The sequence below is a fragment of the Vibrio sp. Y58_MX_L22 genome, from assembly GCF_024181865.1.
GTDB lineage: Bacteria > Pseudomonadota > Gammaproteobacteria > Enterobacterales > Vibrionaceae > Vibrio > Vibrio alginolyticus.
The window spans coordinates 97,683-121,474 of the sequence record NZ_JAMZAN010000010.1; the positions used below are offsets into that span (position 1 = coordinate 97,683).

Consider the following 23,792-nt stretch of genomic DNA (forward strand, 5'->3'; position numbering starts at 1 on the left):
ACTTCAGAATGCAATGAAAAAGTCGGCGTTGTGACCCAATTTTTTCGTTTAATTATGCATTTTTAGTTTAACATTTACGCAACATGAACGATTTTTGTCTTTAATTATGCAAGTTTATTGATTTTGACCCGCATGATGGGTGTTTGAATTGATTAATATTGTGTGTTTTTTCTTGCAGGGATGTAATTTATTTACACAGATCGTAGTGAGATTGATTACGATTTATTGATGGTGAGAATTTATGCAGTTACATGAGTTGGTCAATACAATCGGCCAAGATCTTCAGCGTCGATACGGTGAAAAGGTTCATAAGTTAACATTGCACGGTGGATTTAGTTGCCCTAACCGCGATGGCACGATTGGTCGGGGAGGATGTACATTTTGCAATGTAGCTTCGTTTGCAGATGAAGAAGTCCAGATAAAAAGCATTCACGGACAGTTAAAAGATCGCGCAGGTGAAATTCACAGAGCGAAGAAGTATCTCGCTTATTTTCAGGCCTACACCAGTACCTATGCAGAAGTACAAGTTCTCAAAAACATGTATGAGGAAGCACTAAAGGCTGCAGACATGGTTGGTCTTTGTGTGGGGACGCGTCCTGATTGCGTCCCTGATGCGGTATTGGATTTACTGTCGGGCTATGTACAGCAAGGTTATGAAATTTGGCTAGAACTAGGTCTTCAAACCGCCAACAATGACACCCTAAAACGTATCAATCGTGGTCATGACTTTGAGTGCTACGCAGAAATCACCAAACGCGCTCGTGCTCTGGGCATTAAAGTGTGTACCCATCTGATCGTTGGTTTACCGAAAGAAACTCGCGACGACAACTTTGAAACGATGCGTAAAGTGCTCGAAGTTGGCACCGATGGCATTAAGCTACACGGTTTGCACATTGTTGAAGGTAGCACCATGGCGAAAGCTTGGCGTGCTGGAAAGCTAGAAGCCCCTGAATTAGAAGAATATGTTGCGATCGCCAGTGAAATGATTCGTATGACACCACCAGATGTGATTTATCATCGCGTTTCATCAGCAGCCAGGAGGCCCACGTTATTATCGCCTCTGTGGTGTGAAAACCGTTGGCTAGCGATGACGGAAATTGGTCGAGATCTCAGTGCTCATGGTGCTCAAGGGAGCCTTACGGGGAATGCCTTTATCTATACTAAACCGGAATTAATAGCAGATCGCTCAATAAATAACTGATATATTTTAACCAGTGTTCTTTGAAGGTTTAAACGATGGATCAGTTACTCAATTGGCTTTGGGGTGGTCAAGGCGGTTATGGCTATGTCGTCTTGTTATTAATCGCAGGCGTGTGCGCGTTAGCACTGATCTATTTGCACTTTCAGACGTCACTTAAGCAACTAGTAACGGATTCTCCCTATCCAGTCATAGTGGTGGACACTAGCCATGCTCAGCTCTTGCTATCTAACCGGGCTGCGATGCAGTTATTAGGCATTCGCTCTTTGGGAACGGGATATTTGTATCCTGCTTTATTCGATATTCATGAGCTTGAGCAGTTTCTCGATCGCTTCTCTAGTCGTCATTTTCGTCAGCAGGCTTTTGACTGGCGACTATCTGATAGTGAATCTATTAAAGTGGAGCTGTCAGGCAGAAAGAGTTTATTGCGCAATCATCGAGTTTGGATTCTTTATGCTCAGCCATATCAAGCCACTCACCAAGAGCAGCAACAAGAACTTGCCCAATTAATCATCGCACGTTCGGCATTAGACTCACTTTCAGAGCTGATTTGTACCCAAGACCGCCAAGGCAATCTGTTAACGACCAATCGAGCATTTGATCAATTCTGGCAAGGGCGAAGGGAAGAAGCTTGCGCATCCAAGACCTTGGGTGAGATGACCAGAAAAAGCGAACGTAAATGGACAACGGATCCACAAGGTCGAAGTTGCTTACTGGAAGTCAATCAAAACTCTCTTGTTTCGCCGAGTGGTGAGCTTATCGGTACGCTGTCTATTAGTCATGACGTGACTGAATGGCACAAGATGCAACAGAATCTGCGAGATGAAATGGAGCGTCGCAAAGATACAGAGGTGGCGCTAGCGCAAAGAGATACTATCTTACAAACGATTCTGGATGCCAGTCCGGACTCTATTGGTATTTTCAATGAGAACATGGTCTATCAAGCGTGTAATCAGCCTTTTGTTAAGGCGTTAGGAATTTCAAAAATTTCTGATTTGATAGGTAAGCGCCTCCAAGACGTGATTCCTAAAGAGATGTACGCGCGCTTAGCAGACAGTGACTTAGAAGCATTACGCCAGTTAGAGCCAGTTCGATACATAGATAAAGTCGTGAGCAGTGATGGTAAAAGTACGTGGTTTGATGTGGTGAAATCGCCTTTTAAAGATAAAGCATCAGGAACGAATGGTGTGCTGATCATGGCGCGTGATATTTCTGAGCGTTATCTTGCAGAACAAAAGTTGGAAAAAGCCAACCTAGAGTTAGAAAAATTGAGCTTTATGGATAGCTTAACTCAAGTATCGAACCGACGCCGTTTCGATGAACAACTGCAGGTATTGTGGTACCACCATGCTAGAGAAAAGCTGCCGCTCACCATCATGTTATGTGACATCGACTTTTTCAAAGATTACAACGACTGTTACGGTCACCAACAAGGTGATGAAGCGTTAGTCAGTGTTGCTACCGTGTTTACACAAGTCATCAATCGTTCTTCGGATTGTGTTGCGCGTTATGGTGGCGAGGAGTTTGGTTTTATCTTGCCGAATACCACCACGGAAGGTGCGCGCAACGTAGCACAGCGTATTCATGAGAAAATTCTACAGCTTGATATGGAACACGACAGTTCAGAAGCATCTGAACGCCTTACCGTCAGTATCGGTCTGGTCTCTTACATTCCTCAGCATGGTGATGAACCCGAAATGGGCATCGCTATGGCTGACAGTGCGTTATATCAAGCTAAAGCTGATGGACGTAATCGCACTTGTATTCACCCCAGTTCTTGCTAACGCTTTGTGACCGCTTGCTCTAAGTTGATAGCTGATTGTTTAAATCACCGTATTAAACACGTTAAACTTACACAAGCCTGTGCGCTCGTTGGTTTATCTTTTTATCTCGTATCACAAGAGCAGATCGCACCGTGTGTTTTTCACTAATCAAACAGACCTAAATTGCGTTAGGTCGAGTGCATTTACCTGTTTTTCATCATCGAATGGCGCTATCTAGCCACCACCATGGAGTAGTTAATGAAACCCATGAAAAATCTCGCCCAGTATTATGTCGACTTGCTAGTCAAACTGGGGATTGTTCGCTTCTCTATTTTGCTAGCCCTTGCGCTGGTGGCATTAGCTGTTGTGGTGCAGGTAGGGATTACTTTAGCTCTCAAAGGGCGAGTAGATGATATCGACATTGTCCGTTCGGTGTTTTTTGGTCTATTGATCACCCCTTGGGCGGTTTACTTCCTCTCTGTGGTTGTCGATCAACTAGAAGAGTCTCGCCAGCGTTTAACTAAGCTGGTGTCCAAACTGAAGGACATGCGTTCGCGAGATCAAGAGCTGAATTACCAACTTCAACAAAACATTGAAAAGCTTAACCAAGAAATTGAAGAGCGTATTAAAGCGGAAGAAGCACGTGAAGAGGCGATGCAAGACCTCGAAAATGAGGTGTTCCAACGCGAACGTACTCAATTAGAGTTGGCAGAACGTACCGCATTACTGCGTTCATTTATTGATGCCTCACCAGACTTAATTTACTACCGCAATGCGGATGGTGTTTTCTCTGGCTGTAACCGCGCGATGGAAGAGCTAACGGGCAAGAAAGAGCACCAGTTAGTCGGATTAAGCCCTTGGGATGTGTATAGCAAAGAAATCGCCGAGCATATCGTTGATACTGACCAAAAGGTTTTTGCCGATAATCAAGCAATTACTTACGAGCAATGGCTCGAATACCCAGATGGTCGCAAGCATTACTTTGAGCTGCGTAAAGTGCCATTTTACAGCAAAGATGGCCGCCACCTTGGTCTCGTTGGGTTCGGTCGTGATATCACTGAACGTAAGCGCCATGAAGAGTCGTTAGAGAAAGCAAGCCGCGACAAAACTACCTTCATCTCAACCATCAGTCATGAGCTGCGAACGCCGCTGAATGGCATTGTAGGCTTAAGTCGTATGCTTCTAGATAGTCCGTTGACAGAAGAGCAGCGTAAACACATGCAGACCATCAATGTGAGTGCGATTACTCTAGGTAACATCTTCAACGATATTATCGATATGGATAAATTTGATCGCCGTAAGTTAGAACTATTACCTGCGCCACTTAACTTCGAAGACTTCGTCGCAGAGATTGAGAGTATCTCAGCTCTGATGGCGGAACAAAAAGGGTTACGCTTTGACTTAGAACGTTTAAGCGACTTGCCAAAAGCAATTGAAGTGGATGCAACCCGTCTACGTCAGGTGATTTGGAACTTGGTCAGCAACGCAATGAAGTTCACCAAGGAAGGTGGCGTTGTGATGACAGTGAGCGCGGATGTCGAAGACGATTTTGCGACCATTATTATGGAAGTGGAAGACACAGGTATTGGTATCCCAGACGAAGAGCTAGATAAGATCTTTGCGATGTACTACCAAGTGAAATCAGGCAAGGACAACCTGCATGCGGTCGGTACAGGTATTGGTTTGGCGGTATCTAAGCAACTGATCAATATGATGGATGGTGACATTACGGTTACCAGTGAGGAAGGCTTTGGTAGCACTTTTACTGTATCGATCCACGTTCCGATTGTTGAACTAGCTGAGCCAGTCATTGATGCGAAACGCGACAATGTGCGCCTCAACATATTTATGGTCGAAGACATCGAGCTTAACGTAACTGTGGCTAAATCGTTACTAGAGAGCCTAGGGCACTCTGTCACCGTGGCAATGACGGGCCAAGAAGCGTTAGTGAACTTTGTGCCAGAAAAATACGACTTAGCGTTGTTGGATATCCAACTGCCTGATATGACGGGCTTTGATGTCGCCAATTATTACCGCAAGCATTATAACAATCTTCCTCCATTGGTCGCCTTAACTGCTAATGTAATGAAAGATCGTCGTGAATACTTAGATAACGGCATGGATGATGCGATCAGTAAACCGCTGGCAGTGAATGCTATTCAGTCAGTGATTGATAAATTCTTCGCTCACCAGTTAGAACAACCTAAGGAAGTGGTGAGCGGTCCCGAAACAGTGGAAGAGCCAGTGCCTTCTCCTGTGATTGAGACACATTTGCTCGATATGGATATGTTAGAGTCTTACGTCGACATTGTTGGTGCAAAACCTGTCTACGACAGCATAAAAATGTTTGAAGATATGATGCCAGACTATATCGATGTCTTAGATTCGAACATGACAGCGAAAGATCAAGATGGGATTGTTTCTGAAGCGCATAAAATCAAAGGTGCTGCAGGTTCAATTGGCCTGAAACGTATCCAAAGTGTGGCGCAAAAAGCGCAATCGCCCGATATGCCAGCATGGTGGGAAAACATTTCAGACTGGGTTGAAGAGATCAAAAATGAATACCAAAACGATATTCAAGTCCTCAAAAGTTGGTTGGAACAAAGGAAATAACATGAAAAGAATCGCACCATTGGCATTAGCCATGGCATTGATGGCAGGCTGTAGTTCCGTTCCAAATGTGAATTGGCAACAAAACAGTCAGATTACGATTAATGAGGTTAATGTTGAGCTCAAAAGTAATTTATGGGTGAACCTCATGCCGAATATTGGGGACGTGGAAGAGCAAAGTATTCAAGGTGCACTTTACCTCGAAGGAGATCAGTTACTTCCTGCAAATCTAACGGCAGAAGCTCTTATTATTAAACAGGGGCAAAAAGAGTGGTTGGTGGACAGTGCGTCTTTAGATACTCGAACGCACAGTGAAAGCCGATGGGAGGTGGCGTTCTCGTCTCACATTGATGTGAACACAGAAAAATCGGTTGATATCGCAGTGCTTCTAGACGATGCGGGTAAACAGCGTTGGTTAGTCGAAAAGTACGTGAAGATTAACAAGGTTTATTAACCGCAATGATGTTGCATTAGTCGTTAGACCTAAAACAAAAAGGGCTTGCTCAATGAGCAAGCCCTTTGCATATTAGCGGTTAAATCTAGTCTTCTAGATCGCCACAGAAGCGGTAACCTTCGCCGTGGATAGTGGCGATGATTTCTGGCGTACCTGAAACAGACTCAAAGTGCTTACGGATACGACGAATCGTTACGTCTACAGTACGGTCGTGTGGCTTAAGTTCACGACCAGTCATCTTCTTAAGAAGATCTGCACGAGTTTGAATCTTACCCGGGTTCTCACAGAAGTGCAGTAATGCGCGGAACTCAGAGCGAGGTAGCTTGTAGCTATCACCAGCAGGGCTTACTAGAGAGCGGCTGTTGATGTCTAGTACCCAACCGTTGAATTCATACTTTTCTACCGAGCGCTTCTCTTCTTGCACCGCGTTAGAGCTCATTGAGCGACTAAGTAGGTTACGTGCACGAATAGTTAGTTCACGTGGGTTGAATGGTTTAGTGATGTAGTCATCTGCACCAATCTCAAGACCTAGGATCTTGTCTACTTCATTGTCACGGCCTGTCAGGAACATTAAAGCAATGTTCGCTTGCTCGCGTAATTCACGCGCTAGTAGAAGGCCATTCTTGCCTGGAAGATTAATGTCCATAATAACCAAGTTGACTGAGTTATCAGACAACACTTGGTGCATCTCTTCACCGTCACTGGCTTCAAAAACAGCGTATCCCTCTGCTTCAAAAATACTCTTAAGAGTGTTACGAGTTACTTGCTCATCTTCAACGATAAGAATCTGCGGGGTTTGCATTGGCGGTACCTAAATTTGTGACAAAATTGTGCTAATAGAATAAATTCTAGGCAAAAATATAACATACAGGTAATGTGATTTTGATAATAAATCAAGTTGATCAAAAAAACACTTCTTTCAGTTATCCGCCCTCCATGGAATTTTGCCAACTCACCAGTATCCAATGGCGACGTTTATTCTAAAGGGCTTGTTTACCTTTCATTTCCTGCTTTCAGTGGGGCCTGAAACGTAAACACCCTAAGATATTGAGCGGATTTTATATTGTTAACAGCATGCTAACAATGCTCAAATGTTAATTCCATTCAGTTTGTTGATTTATATCAATTGATGAAATGTAACTGTTATTAATCGTTTAAGACTTATGATAGAAAAAAGTAATAAGAACATAGACGCATCGTTATGGAATGCTTATTCAGAATCTTTTTTCAGATTCGAAGCCGAGTGGCGTGTTTCAAACTATGCTGTGATAACCGCTTGGAACCCATACAGTAACTTGAGGTCCAAAGAAGAGAACAGCATAAACAATCACGCGTTAGAAAAACAGCTACAGCACGTTAATTACGCGCCTGTCACGGTAGGTGATAGCGCTTTTACATGGTATGAGGAAAGCTTTGCCGTCGAGTTGTCGCCAGAGGTAGCCGTTGAATTGGCGAGTGACTTTCAACAAAACGCGATTTATTACGTCATTAATGACCAACTTTATCTTATTGCGTGCTCGCAGCCGAAAGTTTTTCATACGTTAGGCTCCATTAAACCTCGGCTCGTATAGAAGGTATAGAAAAGGATACTGCTCACTGAAGCACCGCTTGGGTGAGAAAATTCACGGAGGAAATATGAGAGACATTACACCCGATATTTGTGACCAATTTGAAGACCAAGTGAGCTTGCTTACTTTACCATTGCAGAACTTTGGTCAACGTAGCGCTTTTTACGGTGAAATCGTTACGGTGCGCTGCTATCACGATAACTCGAAAGTGCGTGAAGTACTGGGCGAAGATGGAACGGGTAAAGTATTGATTGTTGACGGACATGGCTCGTGTCAGAGAGCATTACTCGGCGATCAATTAGCGATACTCGGAATAGAAAATGGGTGGGAAGGTATCATTGTCTATGGTGCAATACGCGACGTAGCACAAATATCTCAAATGGACATTGGCGTTCAAGCTCTTGGAACTAACCCGTTTAAAACAGAGAAACGCGGGATAGGAGAGGTAAACGTAACCTTAACGATGCAAAACCAAATCGTTCAACCTAAGCACTACGTTTACGCGGACTGGAACGGTGTGTTGATTTCTAAGCAAAAGCTGGACTTCTAAAAACGAAAGCCTAAACCAACCTCAAAGCCTTGTTGCCAATCTTGGTAATCAAGAGTCGCGTGAAGATCCAGTTTATCGGTAATTTTTACGCGACTTGATACTTCAGCCGCGAGGCTACTGTCGTCTTGGCGAATACCTTCCGCTGTTTCGTTCTTGTAAGAGCGAACTGTACTTTTCAGCGTGACACGATCATTAAAGTGATAGCTGATCCCACTCAAAAAACCACTTTGATTTTTGGTAGGAGAGTTATTGACTCGCGCACCGACATAAACGTCTACCGAATCAAAAAGTTCGTAAGCGTAACCCGTATCGATATTCCAAACATCAAAACTGTCAGACTGATAACTGTCGCTGGAAATGAATAGTTTATGAGGAGAAGGGGATGTTTTACCTGGAAGCGGCGGAAGCTCGTTTGCTAGACAAACACCAGGCACAAAAAACAGCAACAGAAAAAGCCCTCTTTTCATGTTCACCACTCCTTGTGTCAACTTTTTTATTAGTATGCGCCCAAAGCTTCTCACTATTAAAGCATAGAATATGAAAGCTAGCTCACCTATTTTCTAAATAATTCGATCCTATGAACATAAGTCACAGTTAAGTTGTTGTTATGTGTCACAACCCTCTCGAATTATTTGATCGTACGTTTTATGGCAAAGATCAGACTAGTTATTAGATAAAAAACCGAACTGGTGATGATGGTTAAGTCCTTTACAAAAACTAACTGTAGATTTTTAAATGATCAATAATGTGTAATTAACTATAAATATCAATGACATTGCTTAGCAGAATTCTCTGAAAGATGGAAAAACAAACAATTTTTTGTTGACTATGTATCAGAAACTCGGTAAACGTAGAGTTAAGCAAACACAATTAACGTTGAATATTTATTTATGCCATCTAACAGCCTAGTAGTAATGACCACGACCATTATTATTACCGACACGACACATGTTGGGGCAGGCTGCTGAGCGAAAGAAATTCACAAAAAAGGCCTGTATCCAACAAGATACAGGCCTTTTTTTATGCTTTTTTATCCAGAATTTAGACAAATTTAAGAAGATATACCGGAGGAAGGGATGCGAGTATTGAAGTTTGGCGGATCATCACTAGCTGATGCAGATCGCTTTTTGAGAGCGGCAGACATTATTGCCAATAACGCTCAACAAGAAGAAGTGGCGGTTGTTCTTTCCGCTCCTGGTAAAACAACAAACAAATTGGTTGCGGTCATTGAAGGCGCATTGCGCAATGGTGAAGCAGAACTACAAATCAAAGAGTTGGAGGAGTCGTTTAAAACGCTCTTCACTCAAGTCCAAGCAGTACTACCCAATATCGATGGTTCAGCTTTCGATAACCAAGTGAAAACTTCTCTCTCTCAATTACGCCAATTCGTTCATGGCATCAATCTTCTTGGCATGTGCCCAAACAATGTTAATGCACGTATTATTAGCAAAGGCGAACGCGTTTCGATTCAATTGATGAAAGCGGTGTTAGAAGCCAAAGGCCAGCCTGCACATCTTATCGACCCAGTTGAATACCTATACGCAAAAGGTGATCACCTTGAAGCCATGGTCGATGTTGAAGTTTCGACTCAGAACTTCCGCCAGAATCCTCTTCCTCAAGGTCATGTGAACATCATGCCTGGCTTTACTGCCGGTAACGAGAAAGGTGAACTAGTTACACTAGGTCGTAATGGTTCAGACTACTCAGCGGCGGTTCTTGCGGCGTGTCTGCGCGCAGATTGCTGTGAGATCTGGACAGACGTAGATGGTGTGTACAACTGTGACCCTCGCTTAGTCGAAGATGCTCGCCTACTTAAATCTCTTAGCTATCAAGAAGCGATGGAGCTTTCTTACTTCGGTGCTTCCGTTCTGCACCCGAAAACCATCGCCCCAATCGCACAGTTCCACATCCCATGTCTGATCAAAAACAGCTTTAACCCACAAGGTGCAGGAACTTTGATTGGGCAAGACACTGGTGAAGACAATCTGGCGATCAAAGGTATCACGACGCTAAACGACCTAACTATGGTTAACGTCTCCGGCCCAGGTATGAAGGGTATGGTTGGCATGGCAAGCCGCGTATTTGGCGCAATGTCTTCCGCTGGTGTGTCTATTGTTCTTATTACTCAGTCTTCTTCTGAGTACAGCATTAGCTTCTGTATTGAGGCAGAAGATAAAGCAAAAGCGCAACAAGTACTGGCCGATGCGTTTGAGTTGGAACTGAAAGATAGCTTATTAGAGCCGGTCGAGTTTATTGATAATGTTTCAATCATAACGTTGGTTGGTGACGGCATGCGTACATCGCGCGGTGTTGCATCTCGCTTCTTCTCATCTCTTGCTGAAGTGAACGTAAACATTGTAGCCATCGCACAGGGCTCATCTGAGCGTGCTATCTCAGCCGTGATTCCTGAAGATAAAATCTCTGAAGCGATCAAAGCGTGTCACGAAAACCTATTCAACTCTAAGCACTTCTTAGACGTATTCGTGGTTGGTATTGGTGGCGTTGGTGGTGAGCTGGTGGATCAGATCGAGCGTCAACAGGCGAAGCTTGCGGAAAAAGGCATCGTTATTCGCGTGTGTGGCTTGGCAAACAGCAAAGGTCTTCTGCTTGATAGTGAAGGTCTGCCACTCGATCATTGGCGTGATCGTATGTCGGCAGCGACAGAAGAGTTCAGCCTAGCGCGTTTGATTTCTTTGGTTCAACGTAACCACATCATCAACCCAGTATTGGTTGACTGTACATCAAGTGAAGATATTGCGAATCAATACGCTGATTTCCTAGCTGCTGGTTTCCATGTCGTTACACCAAATAAAAAAGCAAATACAGCAAGCATGGCTTACTACCATCAGCTTCGCGATGTTGCGCGCAGCTCTCGTCGCAAGCTGATGTACGAAACAACTGTGGGGGCGGGTCTACCGGTAATCGAAAACCTGCAAAACCTAATCTCAGCGGGTGATGAGCTAGAGCGCTTCAGCGGTATTCTTTCTGGCTCTCTGTCATACATCTTCGGTAAGTTAGATGAAGGTATGAGCCTAAGTGAAGCAACTAATATCGCAAAAGAAAATGGTTTTACTGAACCGGATCCTCGTGATGACCTTTCTGGTATGGATGTCGCGCGTAAGCTTCTGATCCTAGCTCGTGAAGCAGGCATGTCTCTAGAACTAGAAGACGTTGTGGTTGATCAAGCACTGCCACCAGGTTTTGATGATTCTGGTAGCGTTGATGAATTTATGGCGCGTTTACCTGAAGCAGACGCCTACTTTAAAGAATTATCTGCAAAGGCAGCGGAAGAAGGCAAAGTACTGCGCTACGTTGGTGAGATTAATGAGGGCAAGTGCACAGTAAGCATCGCTGCGGTGGATGAAAACGATCCAATGTATAAAATCAAGGACGGTGAAAACGCACTGGCATTTTACAGCCGTTACTATCAGCCAATCCCACTAGTGTTACGTGGCTATGGTGCAGGCACCGAAGTAACGGCTGCGGGTGTATTTTCTGACGTGATGCGTACTTTAGGTTGGAAACTAGGGGTATAACAATAATGAGTTCAAGTGATATGGATGTAGTGGTTTATGCCCCAGCATCAATTGGTAATGTAAGCGTTGGCTTTGATGTGCTGGGGGCTGCCGTGTCTCCAGTGGATGGCACACTATTGGGTGACCGTGTATTGGTGAAATCTGGGGCTGATCCGTTCAGCCTTAAAACGGCGGGTGATTTTGTTGAGAAATTGCCAACTGAACCAAAAGAGAACATCGTCTACGACTGTTGGCTTGTGTTTGCTCGTGAGTTAGACAAAAAAGGCGTTGAGCTAAAACCACTTGAGATGACGCTAGAAAAGAACATGCCAATTGGCTCTGGTTTAGGCTCAAGTGCATGTTCTATCGTTGCTGCATTAGATGCATTGAACCGATTCCATGGACAGCCACTTAACGAGACAGAATTACTAGCGCTGATGGGAGAGATGGAAGGCAAGATCTCTGGTGGTATTCACTACGACAACGTTGCGCCATGTTACCTTGGTGGTGTGCAACTGATGCTTGAAGAGTTGGGTATCATCAGTCAAGAAGTGCCTTGCTTTGATGATTGGTACTGGGTGATGGCGTATCCGGGTATCAAGGTATCAACGGCGGAAGCGCGTGAGATCCTACCATCTCAATACCGCCGACAAGATATCATCGCTCATGGTCGCCACCTTGCGGGCTTTATTCATGCGTGTCATTCTGGTCAGCCAGAACTTGCTGCAAAAATGATCAAAGACGTGATCGCAGAACCGTATCGTGAGAAACTGCTTCCAGGTTTTGCGAATGCACGTCAATACGCAGCGTCTGCGGGTGCATTGGCAACCGGTATTTCTGGCAGTGGTCCGACACTGTTCAGTATTTGCAAAGAGAAAGATGTCGCTGAGCGAGTTGCTCGCTGGTTAGAACAAAACTACGTACAAAACGAAGAAGGATTCGTCCACGTTTGTCGTCTAGATAAGCAGGGTTCGAAAGTAACAGGAAGTGAGCTATGAAGCTTTACAATATAAAAGAAAATGATGAACAAGTTTCCTTTGGCCAAGCCGTTCGCCAAGGGTTAGGTCGCAATCAAGGCCTATTTTTCCCATCGGAATTACCAAAATTTGAAGATATCGATGCGCTGCTTGCAGAAGACTTTGTCTCTCGTAGCACTAAGATTCTATCGGCGTTAATTGGAGATGAACTTACAGAGGAGCAAGTGAATGCTCTTGTTGATGCTGCATTCCAATTCCCTGCGCCAATTAATCAGGTCAAAGACGGTGTTTACGCTCTGGAACTGTTCCATGGTCCAACGCTTGCATTTAAAGACTTTGGTGGTCGCTTTATGGCGCAATCTCTTGCTGCGGTTTCGGACGGCGGCAAGATCACTATCCTAACTGCAACTTCCGGCGATACTGGCGCAGCCGTTGCGCATGCTTTCTACGGTATGGAAGACATCAACGTTGTGATTCTTTACCCGAAAGGCAAGATCAGCCCACTGCAAGAGAAGCTATTCTGTACGCTTGGTAAGAACATCCATACTGTCGCGATCGATGGAGACTTCGATGCGTGTCAGGCACTGGTTAAGCAAGCTTTTGATGATTCTGCACTGCGTGAAGAGATCGGTCTGAACTCTGCCAACTCAATCAACATCAGCCGTTTGATGGCGCAAATCTGTTACTACTTTGAAGCAGCTGCGCAAATGAGCAAGCAAGAGCGTGAAAACCTAGTGGTATCAGTACCAAGTGGTAACTTTGGTAACCTAACTGCTGGTCTACTGGCAAAAGCGCTGGGCTTGCCTATCAAACGCTTTATCGCGGCAACTAATGCCAATGACACTGTTCCTCGCTACCTAGAAACAGGTAAGTGGGAGCCAAAACCAACAGTCGCAACAACATCGAACGCGATGGACGTGAGCCAACCAAACAACTGGCCTCGTATTGAAGAGCTGTGCCGCGTGAAAGAGTGGGGCTTGGAGACGTTAGGTAAAGGCGCAGTATCTGATGAGCAAAGCGCACAGTCAGTGAAAGATTTACATGCTCTAGGCTACCTATGCGAACCGCATGGTGCGATTGCTTACCGAGTGCTTGAAGAACAATTGCAAGACGGTGAAACCGGTCTGTTCCTATGTACTGCTCACCCTGCGAAGTTCAAAGAAGTCGTGGATGATATTCTAGAATCCGATATCGAGCTTCCTGCGCCACTAGCGAAGCACGCTGCGATGGAGCTGCTATCGGAAGAGCTCGACGCAGACTTTGACGCATTGAAACAAGTACTGCGCCGCGTGCAGTAAGCTTCAAAGTATAGTAAGTATCAAAAACAGAAATAACGAGAGGTGAATGAGTAATCATTCACCTTTTTTATTGTCGGTAAGTTTTGACTCTCTTTATGATTGAGAAACGAACTTAACTAAATGAGATGGAAAGAGAAGCATGCATTTTTTGATTTTTCTTGGCTCAGTGAGAGACAGCACTCCACCACGACCAGCCCGTTTAGGAATGCGAGTCAGTAAAGCGTGTGAAAAACTCATCGCGAGTCAACATTCGCAACATACGGTCGAAATCATCGACCCTTTGAATTACGACTTTGGTGATGTGTTTAAGCCCGAGTTTGCTTATCACCGCTCTAAAGTTCCGCAGCACCTAAGTGAGCTAGCAGACAAAATCAAACATGCGGATGGGTATGTGATGGTTAGCCCGGAATATAACCATTCGATGAGTCCTGCTTTGGCGAACATGCTTAACCATTTCGGCAGTTCGCTGTTTTCTTACAAGCCGAGTGCTATCGTGACCTATTCTGCCGGACAATGGGGTGGTGTTAGAGCTGCCGTTTCTATGCGTACCTTCTTATCTGAACTTGGATGTCTACCTGTCTCTGCGATGATCCACATTCCGAAAGCGCAAGAAGTGTTTGATGAGCAGGGCGTTGCTGCGGATGAGTCGGAGCAGACGCAGTGGGACAACTATATGAATCGCACTATGCATCAATTGATTTGGTGGGCAGAAGGGGCGTCACTGCAAAGAGATAGGCTTGATCCAACCTCTGTAGCGCAAGCGTTTCAGAAAGATCCTTCGCAAAGAAATGCACCTTAGAGGCGAGTTGCTTTCCATTATAGAAAGGGGTTAGAAGGATTCTGAAACAAAAAAGCTTGGTCATTGCTGACCAAGCTTTTTAAATTCTAGCGAGCTAGTTTACTGAGAGATTATAGAGTCTCAGTAAAAGTACGAGCGATTACATCACGTTGTTGCTCTGGAGTTAGCGAGTTAAAACGTACTGCGTAACCAGAAACACGAATAGTTAGTTGTGGGTATTTCTCTGGGTGTGCAACTGCATCTTCTAGTGTTTCGCGTTTAAGCACGTTCACGTTTAGGTGTTGGCCGCCTTCGATACGAGGAGCAGTTTCGATTGCAACTTCACGGCTTTCGTATTCACCTAGGTCGCTGATTGCGATAACTTGGTCTGCTTCGTAGCCAGCAGTTGCAGCAACACAACGAGCTTCATTTTTTTCGCTATCTAATAGCCAGATAGAGTTTAGTAGGTCGTCGTTTGCCGCTTTTGTAATTTGGATACCTTGGATCATCACTATCTCCTAGACCACTTACGTGGTGATTATTGGTGTTAATTTTCGAATTTTCGTTGAGCTGAGTATTATATAGCTAATATCCACTATTTTAATATTGATTTAAGTCAATAAACAACCAAAAACATTATTTTTATTAAGGTAATTTCATTGAGTTAAATCAATAAAACCTTTGAAAACAAACTAATTACAATTTATTTGATAATATAAAAAATATTTAATAACTGGTTTTGTTGTAAATTTACTACAAATTGAGATTGAAGTTTAAACTGGTTAACGCAACTATCTGTATTTAGGTAGCAATACTGAAAGTCTAAAGTGATTAAATGACAAACATGAAAAACAAGCTTGGGAATAAACTCATTGGTGCACATGTCTCTGCTGCTGGTGGGGTCGATCAAGCTCCGTTGAGAGCTCGTGAAATTGGCGCGAATGCATTCGCACTATTTACAAAAAACCAACGCCAGTGGGTGGCGAAGCCTTTAGAAGCAAAAACCATCAGTGCGTTTAAAGCGAACTGTAAAATGCTGGGTTTCGGAGCAGAACATATTCTTCCCCATGATTCTTATCTGATTAACTTGGGTGCGCCGGAAGAAGAAAAGCTGAATAAATCCCGCGCGGCATTTATTGATGAAATGGAGCGTTGTAATCAGTTAGGGCTGACTTTGCTTAACTTCCACCCGGGTAGTCACCTAAAGAAAGTCTCTGAACAGGAGTGCCTCGCAACGATCGCCGAGTCGATCAATCTTGCGCATAAAGCGGTGCCGAATGTGATCGCTGTTATCGAGAATACGGCAGGTCAAGGCACTAACTTAGGCTGGAAGTTTGAGCACCTTGCTGAAATCATCGAGCAAGTGGAAGATAAAGATCGTGTCGGCGTTTGTATTGATACCTGCCATACCTTTACGGCTGGTTATGACTTACGTACTAAAGAAGATTGCGAGCGCACCTTTGCAGAGTTCGACCGTATCGTAGGTATGCACTATTTAAGAGCAATGCATCTAAATGATTCAAAAGTAGAGTTTGCCAGCAAAGTAGATCGCCACCATTCGCTAGGTAAAGGAGAGATCGGGTGGGATTGCTTTGAGTACATCGCGAAAGACCCTCGTTTTGATGGTATCCCTCTGATTTTGGAAACAATTGATCCAGATATTTGGCAGCAAGAGATCAACACGTTGCGTCAATTCCATTTAGCGGCCATTGCCAGTTAATGGCGTAACCACAAAGTTGGCACCTTTCTTTCTTAGTCATTGAACATCAATCTCTGAATTAGCAAAGAAGGATGCCAACATGTCTCGACCACTCTCTTTTACTCCTTATGCTTTCACTCGTCGCGTGCTTCGCTTACCGATGCCTAATCGTCACATTACCGGACAGGGGCATTTTCGAACGCCACAGAAGCATTAGTCTTTTATTACTTGTCTCAAGTTCGTGGTAAGTTTTTGTTTGTTTGAGTTTCGCTCGTTAGAATAGAAGCAAAATTTAGGACAGGAACTTTCCATGAATCAGTCACCCACTTGGCACGATGTGATCGGCGAAGAGAAAAAGCAGAGCTACTTTGTAGACACCTTGAATTTTGTTGAAGCCGAACGCGCCGCAGGCAAAGCTATTTTTCCTCCCGCAAAAGATGTCTTTAACGCGTTTCGTTTTACCGAGTTCAAAGACGTTAAGGTCGTGATTCTAGGACAAGACCCATACCACGGCCCAAATCAGGCGCATGGCCTGTGTTTCTCTGTACTTCCTGGCATTAAAACGCCACCGTCACTGGTTAATATGTATAAAGAGCTGGCGCAAGATATTGAAGGTTTCCAAATCCCTCAGCATGGTTTTTTGCAAAGCTGGGCTGAACAAGGCGTATTGTTACTCAATACGGTATTAACGGTGGAGCAAGGTAAAGCGCATTCACATTCAAAGACAGGTTGGGAAACGTTTACTGATCGAGTGATTGAAGCCATTAATCAGCATCAAGAAGGTGTAGTGTTCTTGCTGTGGGGTTCACATGCACAGAAGAAAGGTCGTTTTATCGATCGCAATAAGCACCATGTGTTAGCTGCCCCACACCCATCGCCACTTTCTGCACATCGAGGCTTTTTCGGTTGTAAGCATTTCTCTCAAGCAAACCAGTTGCTTACATCACAAGAAAAAGCACCAATTAACTGGCATTTGCCATTAACGGTATAAATGAAGAGACAGCGATCATGGATGGTATGATCGCTGTTTTTTTGAGCACGCTCGAGGCTGATAGTAAATTTCTCATGTACACTTACTAAAAGTAGGTGTTAAGGAGAGACGCTATGATGATCGAAAGAATTCGACGCGAACATGGTTATATGGTTCGTCTGTTGGCGATACTGCGCCATAAGCTTAATGAGATAAAAAAAGAACGTGTAATCAACTATGCGTTAGTAAGCGAGATTGTTGATTACCTCTCTAATCATTCGGAGAAAGTACACCACCCGAAAGAAGATATCCTCTATCACCACTTTCTTGAACACTATGGTAAGCAACAAACCATGGAAAATTTAGAGAAAGAACATCTAGAGTTAGCGAGTAAAACCAGAGAGTTTTCATCCGTGATAGAGATGATCCTTCAGGATGCTGTTGTGCCACAAGACATGTTTGTCGCTCACCTAGAAGATTTCATAGAATCGCAAAGGCACCACTTGGAGCTAGAAGAGCGAAAAATTTTGCCTCTCATTGAAGAGTTATTTACCACAGAAGATTGGCAGCATGTCGAGAGCTTATGGAGCGTCAGTGAGGATGACCCTGTGTTTGGAGACACGATTGCTGATCGTTATAAGCAGTTGGCCGAACGTGTTCGTCAAAGTGATACTGAATATGTTTAAGACTGAATGATGAAACCTGAGCGAGCGAAAGCCGTCTCTCGGGTTTGTGAGATACATTTCTTATTTATTGGGAATCAACCGAAAATTTAGTGTGCATATTTCTCGGCAAAAAGTACGGAAGATTCTCATTGAGTAATAATGGTATTCATACTTAAACCTTGGTACATAAACTCACGGTGTTTACGGTCACTGTAAACAAAAAACAAAAGGCACCTGTAAGGTGCCTTTTGTTTGAATTAGAGTTTAATGTCTTCCAAGTTATAATCGGTACAGACATCAAGTTCGCGCAGCTCTTTAAGCAAATTGCGTCTGTCGTTCATCTCTTCTATTTCACGCCACTTTCGCTTTACTGGTTTGGCACGAGATTTGGTTGTTGAGGTAGTATCCAGATTAAAAATGTCATCTAGTTGAAAGCCTTCCATAAGCCACCTTTACCTTTCTTAAGCTAAACTGTTGTAACCAGTCCTTGTGGAGTTTTTTTAGTACCACAATAGCCGTGAGAATAACCATGATATATTTCGCATTTGTGTCGGTAGCATGACATTTTCGTGCAAAAATATTCTCAAAATCACACTTTTTATTGCAACGATGTGGATAAAAAATGCACAAACGATCTCAAGAAAACGATTAAATAGAGAGATTTTCTATGTTAATTCGATTTGATGAATGGGTGCACTGCGCAAAGGTTAAAGTTGCATAAAATCAGTTTGATGAAATAGTGTTCAATTAGATGGTAAGTCACTAGCGTAAATTTATGTAACACCTTGTGAATACTAGCTTGTTCTTGTTTATACGGTTTACCATTCCATTTAATGAAGAATAATTATTTATGTTGGTGTTTGGTAATTGAAATGTTGCGCAGTTTGAGTGTTAAGTCTTCTATTTATGTTATTTTTTGGTGACTTTATAGTGAAAAATAACAATGTTATTCTTGTTGTTGCATATTGATTTTTGCGCTCCTAGGTTGCATTATCCGCCCGTCAAAAAATACGCTGGTACGTAAAATGGATGCATGAAGCGACGTTTACGATTCTAGATTGCCCATAAACATTACTTAAAAAGCTAAGCACACTTTGACACTTAGCAGGCAATTTGGTGGATGGCTAGGACGCATAGACTGGCGCAACTCACTTTGAGGTACACATGACAGACTTAATCAATTTGATGAACGATCTCCTCTGGGGCTCGATTCTGGTTTATCTTCTTGTTGGTGTTGGTATTTACTTCACCGTTCGATTAGGGTTCATTCAGTTCCGCCATTTCGGCCACATGTTCTCTGTTCTTAAGAACAGCCGTAAAGCAGACAAAGCTGGTATTTCCTCTTTCCAAGCGCTTTGTACTAGTCTTGCTGCACGTGTTGGTACAGGTAACATGGCGGGCGTTGCAGTTGCATTGACTGCGGGTGGTCCTGGTGCGATCTTCTGGATGTGGCTGATTGCAATGCTTGGTATGGCAACATCGTTTGCTGAGAGCACACTGGCGCAGCTATACAAAACCAAAGATGATGATGGCAACTACCGTGGTGGCCCTGCCTACTACATGGAAAAAGGCCTGGGCATGCGTTGGATGGGCGTGTTGTTCTCAGTTTTCCTAATCATCGCTTTTGGTTTGGTATTCAACGCCGTACAAGCTAACTCAATTGCCAATGCAATGAGCAACGCATTTGGTTGGAATAATCTGTATGTCGGTATTGCCGTTGTTTTACTGTCTGCAATTGTTATTTTTGGTGGCATCAAGCGTATCGCAAGAGTTGCTGAGATGATCGTTCCGATCATGGCACTACTTTATCTAGCTCTAGCGCTGTTCATCATGTTCTCTAACCTAGAGAAATTACCTGATGTATTGATGCTTATCTTTAAGAGTGCATTTGGTCTGCAAGAAGCAGCAGCAGGTGGTCTTGGCTACGCAATTGCACAGGCAATGATTAACGGTATCAAGCGCGGTCTATTCTCGAATGAAGCAGGTATGGGTTCTGCACCTAACGCGGCAGCTTCAGCAACACCTTACCCACCACACCCAGCGTCTCAAGGTTACGTACAGATGCTAGGCGTGTTCATGGATACGATCGTTATCTGTTCTGCAACAGTGGCTATCATCCTGATGTCTGGTGAGTATGTCGGTCAAGCAACAGAAGTGACGGGTATCGAGCTAACTCAGCGAGCATTGAGCTCACAAGTTGGCGATTGGGGCGGCATCTTTGTTGCTGTGGCAATCTTCTTCTTTGCGTTTACTTCAATCATTGCAAACTACTCGTATGCTGAAACGAACTTAATCTTCCTAGAGCACAATCATAAAGCGGGCTTAAGCATTTTCCGCGTTATTGTTCTTGGTATGGTGATGTTTGGTGCACTAGCTTCGTTACCAGTCGTATGGTCGCTTGCTGACGTCTCTATGGGTCTGATGGCGATAGTCAACTTGGTGGCGATCATCTTGCTATCTGGCATCGTGATTAAACTGGCAAAAGATTACAACCGCCAGCTTGGTGAAGGCAAAGTGCCAACATTTGATGCGAATGACTTCCCAGAGCTGAAATCTCAGCTTGAAGAAGGCATTTGGTACAACGATAAAAAAGACTAAGTGAGCTATCACTCATAGTTGAAAGCTATTAGTACGATGTAAAAAGCCATGCAGACAATGCATGGCTTTTTTTGTACCCTATTAAAAACAAAATTAGAGAAGGGAAAGTCATGCTTATCGTAGTTTCTCCAGCGAAGACTCTTGATTACGAGTCTCCGTTAGCGACAGAAAAATTTACTCAACCTGAGTTGGTCGAATACTCAAAAGAGCTTATCGATGTTTGCCGCAAACTGACTCCTGCTGATGTTGCCTCTTTAATGAAAGTGAGCGACAAGATTGCCGATTTAAATGTGGGCCGATTCCAAGAATGGAGTGAAACGTTTACCACGGAAAACTCACGACAAGCCATTCTTGCATTTAAAGGTGACGTTTACACAGGTCTAGACGCCGAAAGTTTATCTGAAGCGGACTTCGAATATGCTCAAGATCATCTGCGTATGCTATCGGGTCTTTATGGCTTACTAAAACCACTTGATTTGATGCAGCCATACCGTCTTGAAATGGGTACCAAGCTTGCAAACGACAAGGGTACGAACTTGTACCAGTTTTGGGGCAATGTAATTACGGACAAGCTTAACGAAGCGATTTCTGCTCAAGGTGATAATGTCCTTATCAACCTTGCATCAAATGAATACTTTAAAGCGGTTAAGCCAAAGAATTTAGATGCGCAAGTGATCACGCCAGTATTCAAAGATTGTAAGAATGGTCAATACAAGGTCATCAGTTTTTACGCGAAGAAAGCGCGCGGTATGATGGCGCGTTACATCATTGAAAACCGTGTTGAGAGCGTGGCAGACCTGACTAAGTTTGATACGGCGGGTTACTACTTTGTGGAAGATGAATCGACGCCAACAGAGTTAGTATTTAAACGTGAAGAGCAAAAATAAAGCTGATTGAGACGTAGTCTACGTTAATCTCTATCAGCACAAACGAAAAAGGGTTGGCATTGCCAACCCTTTGTTATTTTCTAGCTTGAGCTACTTGGCTCCAACAAGATTACTTCTTCTTAGCGGTTTTCTTTTTCGCTACTTTTTTCTTGTCGTCTTTTTTCTTTTTCTTCTTAAACACAGGCTTTTTGTGTTTAGGACGCATCTCTTTCACGAAACGCTCTTTGATGTCTTCTTTCACGTAGCGCGCAACGCGATCCATCATTGGTTGGTCGTGTGCTTCTACGATTGAGATAGCGTTACCTTTCTTACCTGCGCGAGCCGTACGGCCGATACGGTGAAGGTAAACATCAGCCGTGCGCGGCATGTCGTAGTTGATAACGTGTGATACATCCGGAAGATCGATACCACGCGCAGCAACGTCCGTCGCTAGCAGCACGTTCACAGTACCATCGCGGAAGCGAGAAATCGCATTGTTACGACGATCTTGCGGCATTTCACCTTGAATCCAAGAACATGGAATCTGTGCACTTTCAAGCTGCGCTCGTAGCTCAGCCAAACGCTCACGAGTCTTTAAAAAGACGATAGTGCGCTCAGCTTGCTGAGTAATAATGTGTTTTAGTAATTCCAGTTTGTGTTCAGCATCATCAGCTCGGTGATACCACTGAGCAATTTTCTTACGCTCACGCAGCGGTGATTTTGCATCAATCTCTGCTGGGTCATTCAACAGATCAGCGGTAAAGCCTTCTACGCCTTTCCCTTCTAACGTTGCTGAGAACAGAAGGGTTTGCTTACGCCAGCGACATTCGTTAGATAGGCGATCGACAGTAGGAGCAAAACCCATATCTAGCATACGGTCTGCTTCATCAAGGATTAACCATTCGATTGCACGACAATCAAAACGTTCTGCATCAATGTATTCTTTTAAACGGCCAGGTGTCGCAACCACAATGTCTTGTGTTGTTGCAAGGATGTCGGCGTGCTCTTGGTACTGAACACCACCAGTGATGGTGAAAATGTTGAGTTTGGTATTTTTTGCCAAAGCACGTGCTTGATCGGCAATTTGCATCGCCAGTTCGCGAGTAGGCGTTAGGATCAAAATACGCGCAGGCCCAGGCTTACGACGAGGGAAGTCTTGCAAGTATTGCAATGCTGGCAGGACGAAGGCGGCCGTTTTACCAGTTCCTGTTGGCGCTGACGCTAGAATGTCACGACCGTCCAACGCTTGTGGAATCGCTTCTGCCTGAATTTTTGTTGGGCGTTCGTAACCCATCTCTTCAATGGCTTCAAGTAGGTTTTGGTCTAGATCAAGTTCAGCAAAGGTTCTGATCACAATGAGTTCTCCACAAGCAAAGCTTGGTTAATGGTTCGCCACAACAGCATAGAATACAAAAAGGTCGCACATTATAAAGTGATTGGTGATAAGGATCACATGTTATTTCACATCTTAAGATAAAACTCGCGAGTTAACTGGATGAAATCATCACTATAGCCGTCATTTGAACGGATAATTAAATGTGACGTTTGCGAATCGCAAGGTCGTTTTGACAGTTCAAATAACAATCGGTGTACTGGTTTCTTTTCTGATGGTTGCACACGACAGATCCTCGATAGATACCAACCTTGGTTTAATGCTAGCTCAATGAACTGCTCGCCTTCGGTGATTGGCAACACAAAACTAGCTCTCCCTTCGTCATCAAGCAAATGATAGCAACGCTGTAGCAATGCGTTATGGCCTAGCGTATCAGTGTGCCTCGCGGTTGCACGTTGACTGTGTTTCGATTGCTCGCCGCTGTTGAAGTAGGGCGGGTTACAAATGATGCGTTGGAATGGATGTGTCGGCGTAAAGTGCAGTATGTCGGTGTGATGCACACTTACACGATCTGACCAAGGAGACTGGGCCATATTTTTTTGCGCGGCAACAACGGCTGTTAATTCGATATCGACCGCGGTTATTTGAGCTTTCGTAAAGCGTTGAGCACACATCAGGGCAAGCAGGCCAGTGCCAGTGCCAATATCGAGAATTTTAGCGTCGTTAGGGCTTTGAATCCAAGCACCAAGCATTACCCCATCTGTGCTGACTGGCATACCACTCTCGCCGCCCTCAATACAAAATTGCTTAAAATTGAAGCCTTTAGTTTTCAGTGTTTTGTTCTTCATGATTGTTTTATATTTGCTCAATAATTAAGTGGATTGCTCTATTGTTTATTAATTGTATAGATTGTTGTTTTGTTGGTTATTAAATTGTATTGTTAATTGATC

General features: G+C 43.9%; 22 protein-coding genes and 1 other annotated feature. Of the genes, 16 read left to right on the plus strand and 6 right to left on the minus strand.

Translation table 11 applies throughout. The features are described 5' to 3' along the window. Positions 1-241 precede the first annotated feature (241 nt). The 4 genes from NL626_RS19465 (at position 242) to NL626_RS19480 (ending at position 6,025) form a co-directional block, all read left to right on the plus strand. Positions 242-1,201 (plus strand): TIGR01212 family radical SAM protein, encoded by a 960-nt coding sequence (locus NL626_RS19465; protein ID WP_238952208.1) that lies wholly within the window; start codon positions 242-244, stop codon positions 1,199-1,201. A 35-nt stretch (positions 1,202-1,236) separates the two neighbouring features. Beyond that, the gene (locus NL626_RS19470; protein WP_054728787.1) at positions 1,237-2,982 is read left to right on the plus strand and encodes a GGDEF domain-containing protein; all 1,746 of its coding nucleotides are present in this window, start codon (positions 1,237-1,239) and stop codon (positions 2,980-2,982) included. Positions 2,983-3,219: 237 nt separating this feature from the next. After that, complete coding sequence (arcB, locus tag NL626_RS19475) at positions 3,220-5,574, plus strand: aerobic respiration two-component sensor histidine kinase ArcB (RefSeq protein ID WP_005381826.1); 2,355 nt, start codon at positions 3,220-3,222, stop codon at positions 5,572-5,574. A 1-nt stretch (position 5,575) separates the two neighbouring features. After that, entirely contained in the window at positions 5,576-6,025 is a 450-nt protein-coding gene (locus tag NL626_RS19480) for a hypothetical protein (protein ID WP_005381825.1), read from the plus strand. Positions 6,026-6,110: 85 nt separating this feature from the next. On the opposite strand, the gene arcA is transcribed toward NL626_RS19480, so the two are convergent. Continuing rightward, positions 6,111-6,827 carry a two-component system response regulator ArcA gene (gene arcA, locus NL626_RS19485; protein ID WP_005381824.1) on the minus strand — a complete coding sequence of 239 codons (717 nt, stop codon included), beginning with the start codon at positions 6,825-6,827 and terminating at the stop codon, positions 6,111-6,113. 361 nt (positions 6,828-7,188) lie between these two features. Between arcA and NL626_RS19490 the strand changes: the two genes are divergently transcribed. Continuing rightward, positions 7,189-7,596 carry a DUF3293 domain-containing protein gene (locus tag NL626_RS19490; RefSeq protein ID WP_005381823.1) on the plus strand — a complete coding sequence of 136 codons (408 nt, stop codon included), beginning with the start codon at positions 7,189-7,191 and terminating at the stop codon, positions 7,594-7,596. Positions 7,597-7,660: 64 nt separating this feature from the next. Next, positions 7,661-8,143 (plus strand): putative 4-hydroxy-4-methyl-2-oxoglutarate aldolase, encoded by a 483-nt coding sequence (locus NL626_RS19495; RefSeq protein WP_005381822.1) that lies wholly within the window; start codon positions 7,661-7,663, stop codon positions 8,141-8,143. Here NL626_RS19495 and NL626_RS19500 read toward each other — a convergent pair. Beyond that, the gene (locus tag NL626_RS19500; RefSeq protein WP_005381821.1) at positions 8,140-8,610 is read right to left on the minus strand and encodes a hypothetical protein; all 471 of its coding nucleotides are present in this window, start codon (positions 8,608-8,610) and stop codon (positions 8,140-8,142) included. The two genes, NL626_RS19495 and NL626_RS19500, sit on opposite strands and share 4 nt — an antisense overlap. A gap of 423 nt (positions 8,611-9,033) precedes the next feature. Between NL626_RS19500 and thrL the strand changes: the two genes are divergently transcribed. From thrL to NL626_RS19525, 5 genes are all read left to right on the plus strand, one after another. Beyond that, the gene (gene thrL, locus NL626_RS19505; RefSeq protein WP_074192076.1) at positions 9,034-9,111 is read left to right on the plus strand and encodes a thr operon leader peptide; all 78 of its coding nucleotides are present in this window, start codon (positions 9,034-9,036) and stop codon (positions 9,109-9,111) included. Next, positions 9,047-9,166: a sequence feature (Thr leader region), on the plus strand. Its footprint overlaps the gene before it by 65 nt. 53 nt (positions 9,167-9,219) lie before the next feature. Next, positions 9,220-11,679: a bifunctional aspartate kinase/homoserine dehydrogenase I gene (gene thrA / locus NL626_RS19510; RefSeq protein WP_017821509.1), complete on the plus strand. Its 2,460-nt coding sequence runs from the start codon at positions 9,220-9,222 to the stop codon at positions 11,677-11,679. Positions 11,680-11,699: 20 nt separating this feature from the next. After that, positions 11,700-12,656, plus strand: a complete 957-nt coding sequence (gene thrB / locus NL626_RS19515) for a homoserine kinase (RefSeq protein WP_017635074.1) — start codon at positions 11,700-11,702, stop codon at positions 12,654-12,656. Beyond that, complete coding sequence (gene thrC / locus NL626_RS19520) at positions 12,653-13,933, plus strand: threonine synthase (RefSeq protein WP_005381818.1); 1,281 nt, start codon at positions 12,653-12,655, stop codon at positions 13,931-13,933. The genes thrB and thrC overlap by 4 nt, the downstream gene beginning before the upstream one ends. Before the next feature lie 139 nt (positions 13,934-14,072). Beyond that, positions 14,073-14,732 (plus strand): NADPH-dependent FMN reductase, encoded by a 660-nt coding sequence (locus NL626_RS19525; RefSeq protein ID WP_017635073.1) that lies wholly within the window; start codon positions 14,073-14,075, stop codon positions 14,730-14,732. 110 nt (positions 14,733-14,842) lie between these two features. On the opposite strand, the gene grcA is transcribed toward NL626_RS19525, so the two are convergent. Further along, positions 14,843-15,220 (minus strand): autonomous glycyl radical cofactor GrcA, encoded by a 378-nt coding sequence (gene grcA / locus NL626_RS19530; protein WP_005381814.1) that lies wholly within the window; start codon positions 15,218-15,220, stop codon positions 14,843-14,845. 326 nt (positions 15,221-15,546) lie between these two features. Between grcA and nfo the strand changes: the two genes are divergently transcribed. The 3 genes from nfo (at position 15,547) to NL626_RS19545 (ending at position 18,066) form a co-directional block, all read left to right on the plus strand. Further along, entirely contained in the window at positions 15,547-16,431 is an 885-nt protein-coding gene (nfo, locus tag NL626_RS19535; RefSeq protein WP_005382844.1) for a deoxyribonuclease IV, read from the plus strand. Positions 16,432-16,720: 289 nt separating this feature from the next. Beyond that, positions 16,721-17,401, plus strand: a complete 681-nt coding sequence (gene ung, locus NL626_RS19540; protein WP_005382846.1) for a uracil-DNA glycosylase — start codon at positions 16,721-16,723, stop codon at positions 17,399-17,401. A gap of 113 nt (positions 17,402-17,514) precedes the next feature. After that, positions 17,515-18,066: a hemerythrin domain-containing protein gene (locus NL626_RS19545; protein ID WP_005381807.1), complete on the plus strand. Its 552-nt coding sequence runs from the start codon at positions 17,515-17,517 to the stop codon at positions 18,064-18,066. 236 nt (positions 18,067-18,302) lie between these two features. Here NL626_RS19545 and NL626_RS19550 read toward each other — a convergent pair whose 3' ends face one another. Beyond that, positions 18,303-18,488: a DUF3545 family protein gene (locus tag NL626_RS19550; RefSeq protein ID WP_005381805.1), complete on the minus strand. Its 186-nt coding sequence runs from the start codon at positions 18,486-18,488 to the stop codon at positions 18,303-18,305. 721 nt (positions 18,489-19,209) lie between these two features. On the opposite strand from NL626_RS19550, the gene NL626_RS19555 reads away from it, so the two are divergent. After that, entirely contained in the window at positions 19,210-20,643 is a 1,434-nt protein-coding gene (locus NL626_RS19555; protein ID WP_005381800.1) for a sodium:alanine symporter family protein, read from the plus strand. Positions 20,644-20,753: 110 nt separating this feature from the next. Next, on the plus strand, positions 20,754-21,530 hold the full coding sequence (gene yaaA, locus NL626_RS19560; RefSeq protein ID WP_005382848.1) for a peroxide stress protein YaaA: 777 nt from the start codon (positions 20,754-20,756) through the stop codon (positions 21,528-21,530). Between the two features lie 109 nt (positions 21,531-21,639). On the opposite strand, the gene srmB is transcribed toward yaaA, so the two are convergent. Both srmB and NL626_RS19570 read right to left on the minus strand, forming a co-directional pair. Further along, on the minus strand, positions 21,640-22,863 hold the full coding sequence (gene srmB, locus NL626_RS19565; protein ID WP_005381797.1) for an ATP-dependent RNA helicase SrmB: 1,224 nt from the start codon (positions 22,861-22,863) through the stop codon (positions 21,640-21,642). 107 nt (positions 22,864-22,970) lie between these two features. After that, on the minus strand, positions 22,971-23,690 hold the full coding sequence (locus NL626_RS19570; protein WP_253657660.1) for a tRNA1(Val) (adenine(37)-N6)-methyltransferase: 720 nt from the start codon (positions 23,688-23,690) through the stop codon (positions 22,971-22,973). Positions 23,691-23,792: the final 102 nt, after the last annotated feature.

Bases quoted from the DNA above. Each gene is read 5' to 3' on its own strand.
- NL626_RS19465 (WP_238952208.1), top strand. From the start codon at position 242: ATGCAGTTACATGAGTTGGTCAATACAATCGGCCAAGATCTTCAGCGT.
- NL626_RS19470 (WP_054728787.1), top strand. From the start codon at position 1,237: ATGGATCAGTTACTCAATTGGCTTTGGGGTGGTCAAGGCGGTTATGGC.
- arcB (WP_005381826.1), top strand. From the start codon at position 3,220: ATGAAACCCATGAAAAATCTCGCCCAGTATTATGTCGACTTGCTAGTC.
- NL626_RS19480 (WP_005381825.1), top strand. From the start codon at position 5,576: ATGAAAAGAATCGCACCATTGGCATTAGCCATGGCATTGATGGCAGGC.
- arcA (WP_005381824.1), bottom strand. From the start codon at position 6,827: ATGCAAACCCCGCAGATTCTTATCGTTGAAGATGAGCAAGTAACTCGT.
- NL626_RS19490 (WP_005381823.1), top strand. From the start codon at position 7,189: ATGATAGAAAAAAGTAATAAGAACATAGACGCATCGTTATGGAATGCT.
- NL626_RS19495 (WP_005381822.1), top strand. From the start codon at position 7,661: ATGAGAGACATTACACCCGATATTTGTGACCAATTTGAAGACCAAGTG.
- NL626_RS19500 (WP_005381821.1), bottom strand. From the start codon at position 8,610: ATGAAAAGAGGGCTTTTTCTGTTGCTGTTTTTTGTGCCTGGTGTTTGT.
- thrL (WP_074192076.1), top strand. From the start codon at position 9,034: ATGCCATCTAACAGCCTAGTAGTAATGACCACGACCATTATTATTACC.
- thrA (WP_017821509.1), top strand. From the start codon at position 9,220: ATGCGAGTATTGAAGTTTGGCGGATCATCACTAGCTGATGCAGATCGC.
- thrB (WP_017635074.1), top strand. From the start codon at position 11,700: ATGGATGTAGTGGTTTATGCCCCAGCATCAATTGGTAATGTAAGCGTT.
- thrC (WP_005381818.1), top strand. From the start codon at position 12,653: ATGAAGCTTTACAATATAAAAGAAAATGATGAACAAGTTTCCTTTGGC.
- NL626_RS19525 (WP_017635073.1), top strand. From the start codon at position 14,073: ATGCATTTTTTGATTTTTCTTGGCTCAGTGAGAGACAGCACTCCACCA.
- grcA (WP_005381814.1), bottom strand. From the start codon at position 15,220: ATGATCCAAGGTATCCAAATTACAAAAGCGGCAAACGACGACCTACTA.
- nfo (WP_005382844.1), top strand. From the start codon at position 15,547: ATGACAAACATGAAAAACAAGCTTGGGAATAAACTCATTGGTGCACAT.
- ung (WP_005382846.1), top strand. From the start codon at position 16,721: ATGAATCAGTCACCCACTTGGCACGATGTGATCGGCGAAGAGAAAAAG.
- NL626_RS19545 (WP_005381807.1), top strand. From the start codon at position 17,515: ATGATGATCGAAAGAATTCGACGCGAACATGGTTATATGGTTCGTCTG.
- NL626_RS19550 (WP_005381805.1), bottom strand. From the start codon at position 18,488: ATGGAAGGCTTTCAACTAGATGACATTTTTAATCTGGATACTACCTCA.
- NL626_RS19555 (WP_005381800.1), top strand. From the start codon at position 19,210: ATGACAGACTTAATCAATTTGATGAACGATCTCCTCTGGGGCTCGATT.
- yaaA (WP_005382848.1), top strand. From the start codon at position 20,754: ATGCTTATCGTAGTTTCTCCAGCGAAGACTCTTGATTACGAGTCTCCG.
- NL626_RS19570 (WP_253657660.1), bottom strand. From the start codon at position 23,690: ATGAAGAACAAAACACTGAAAACTAAAGGCTTCAATTTTAAGCAATTT.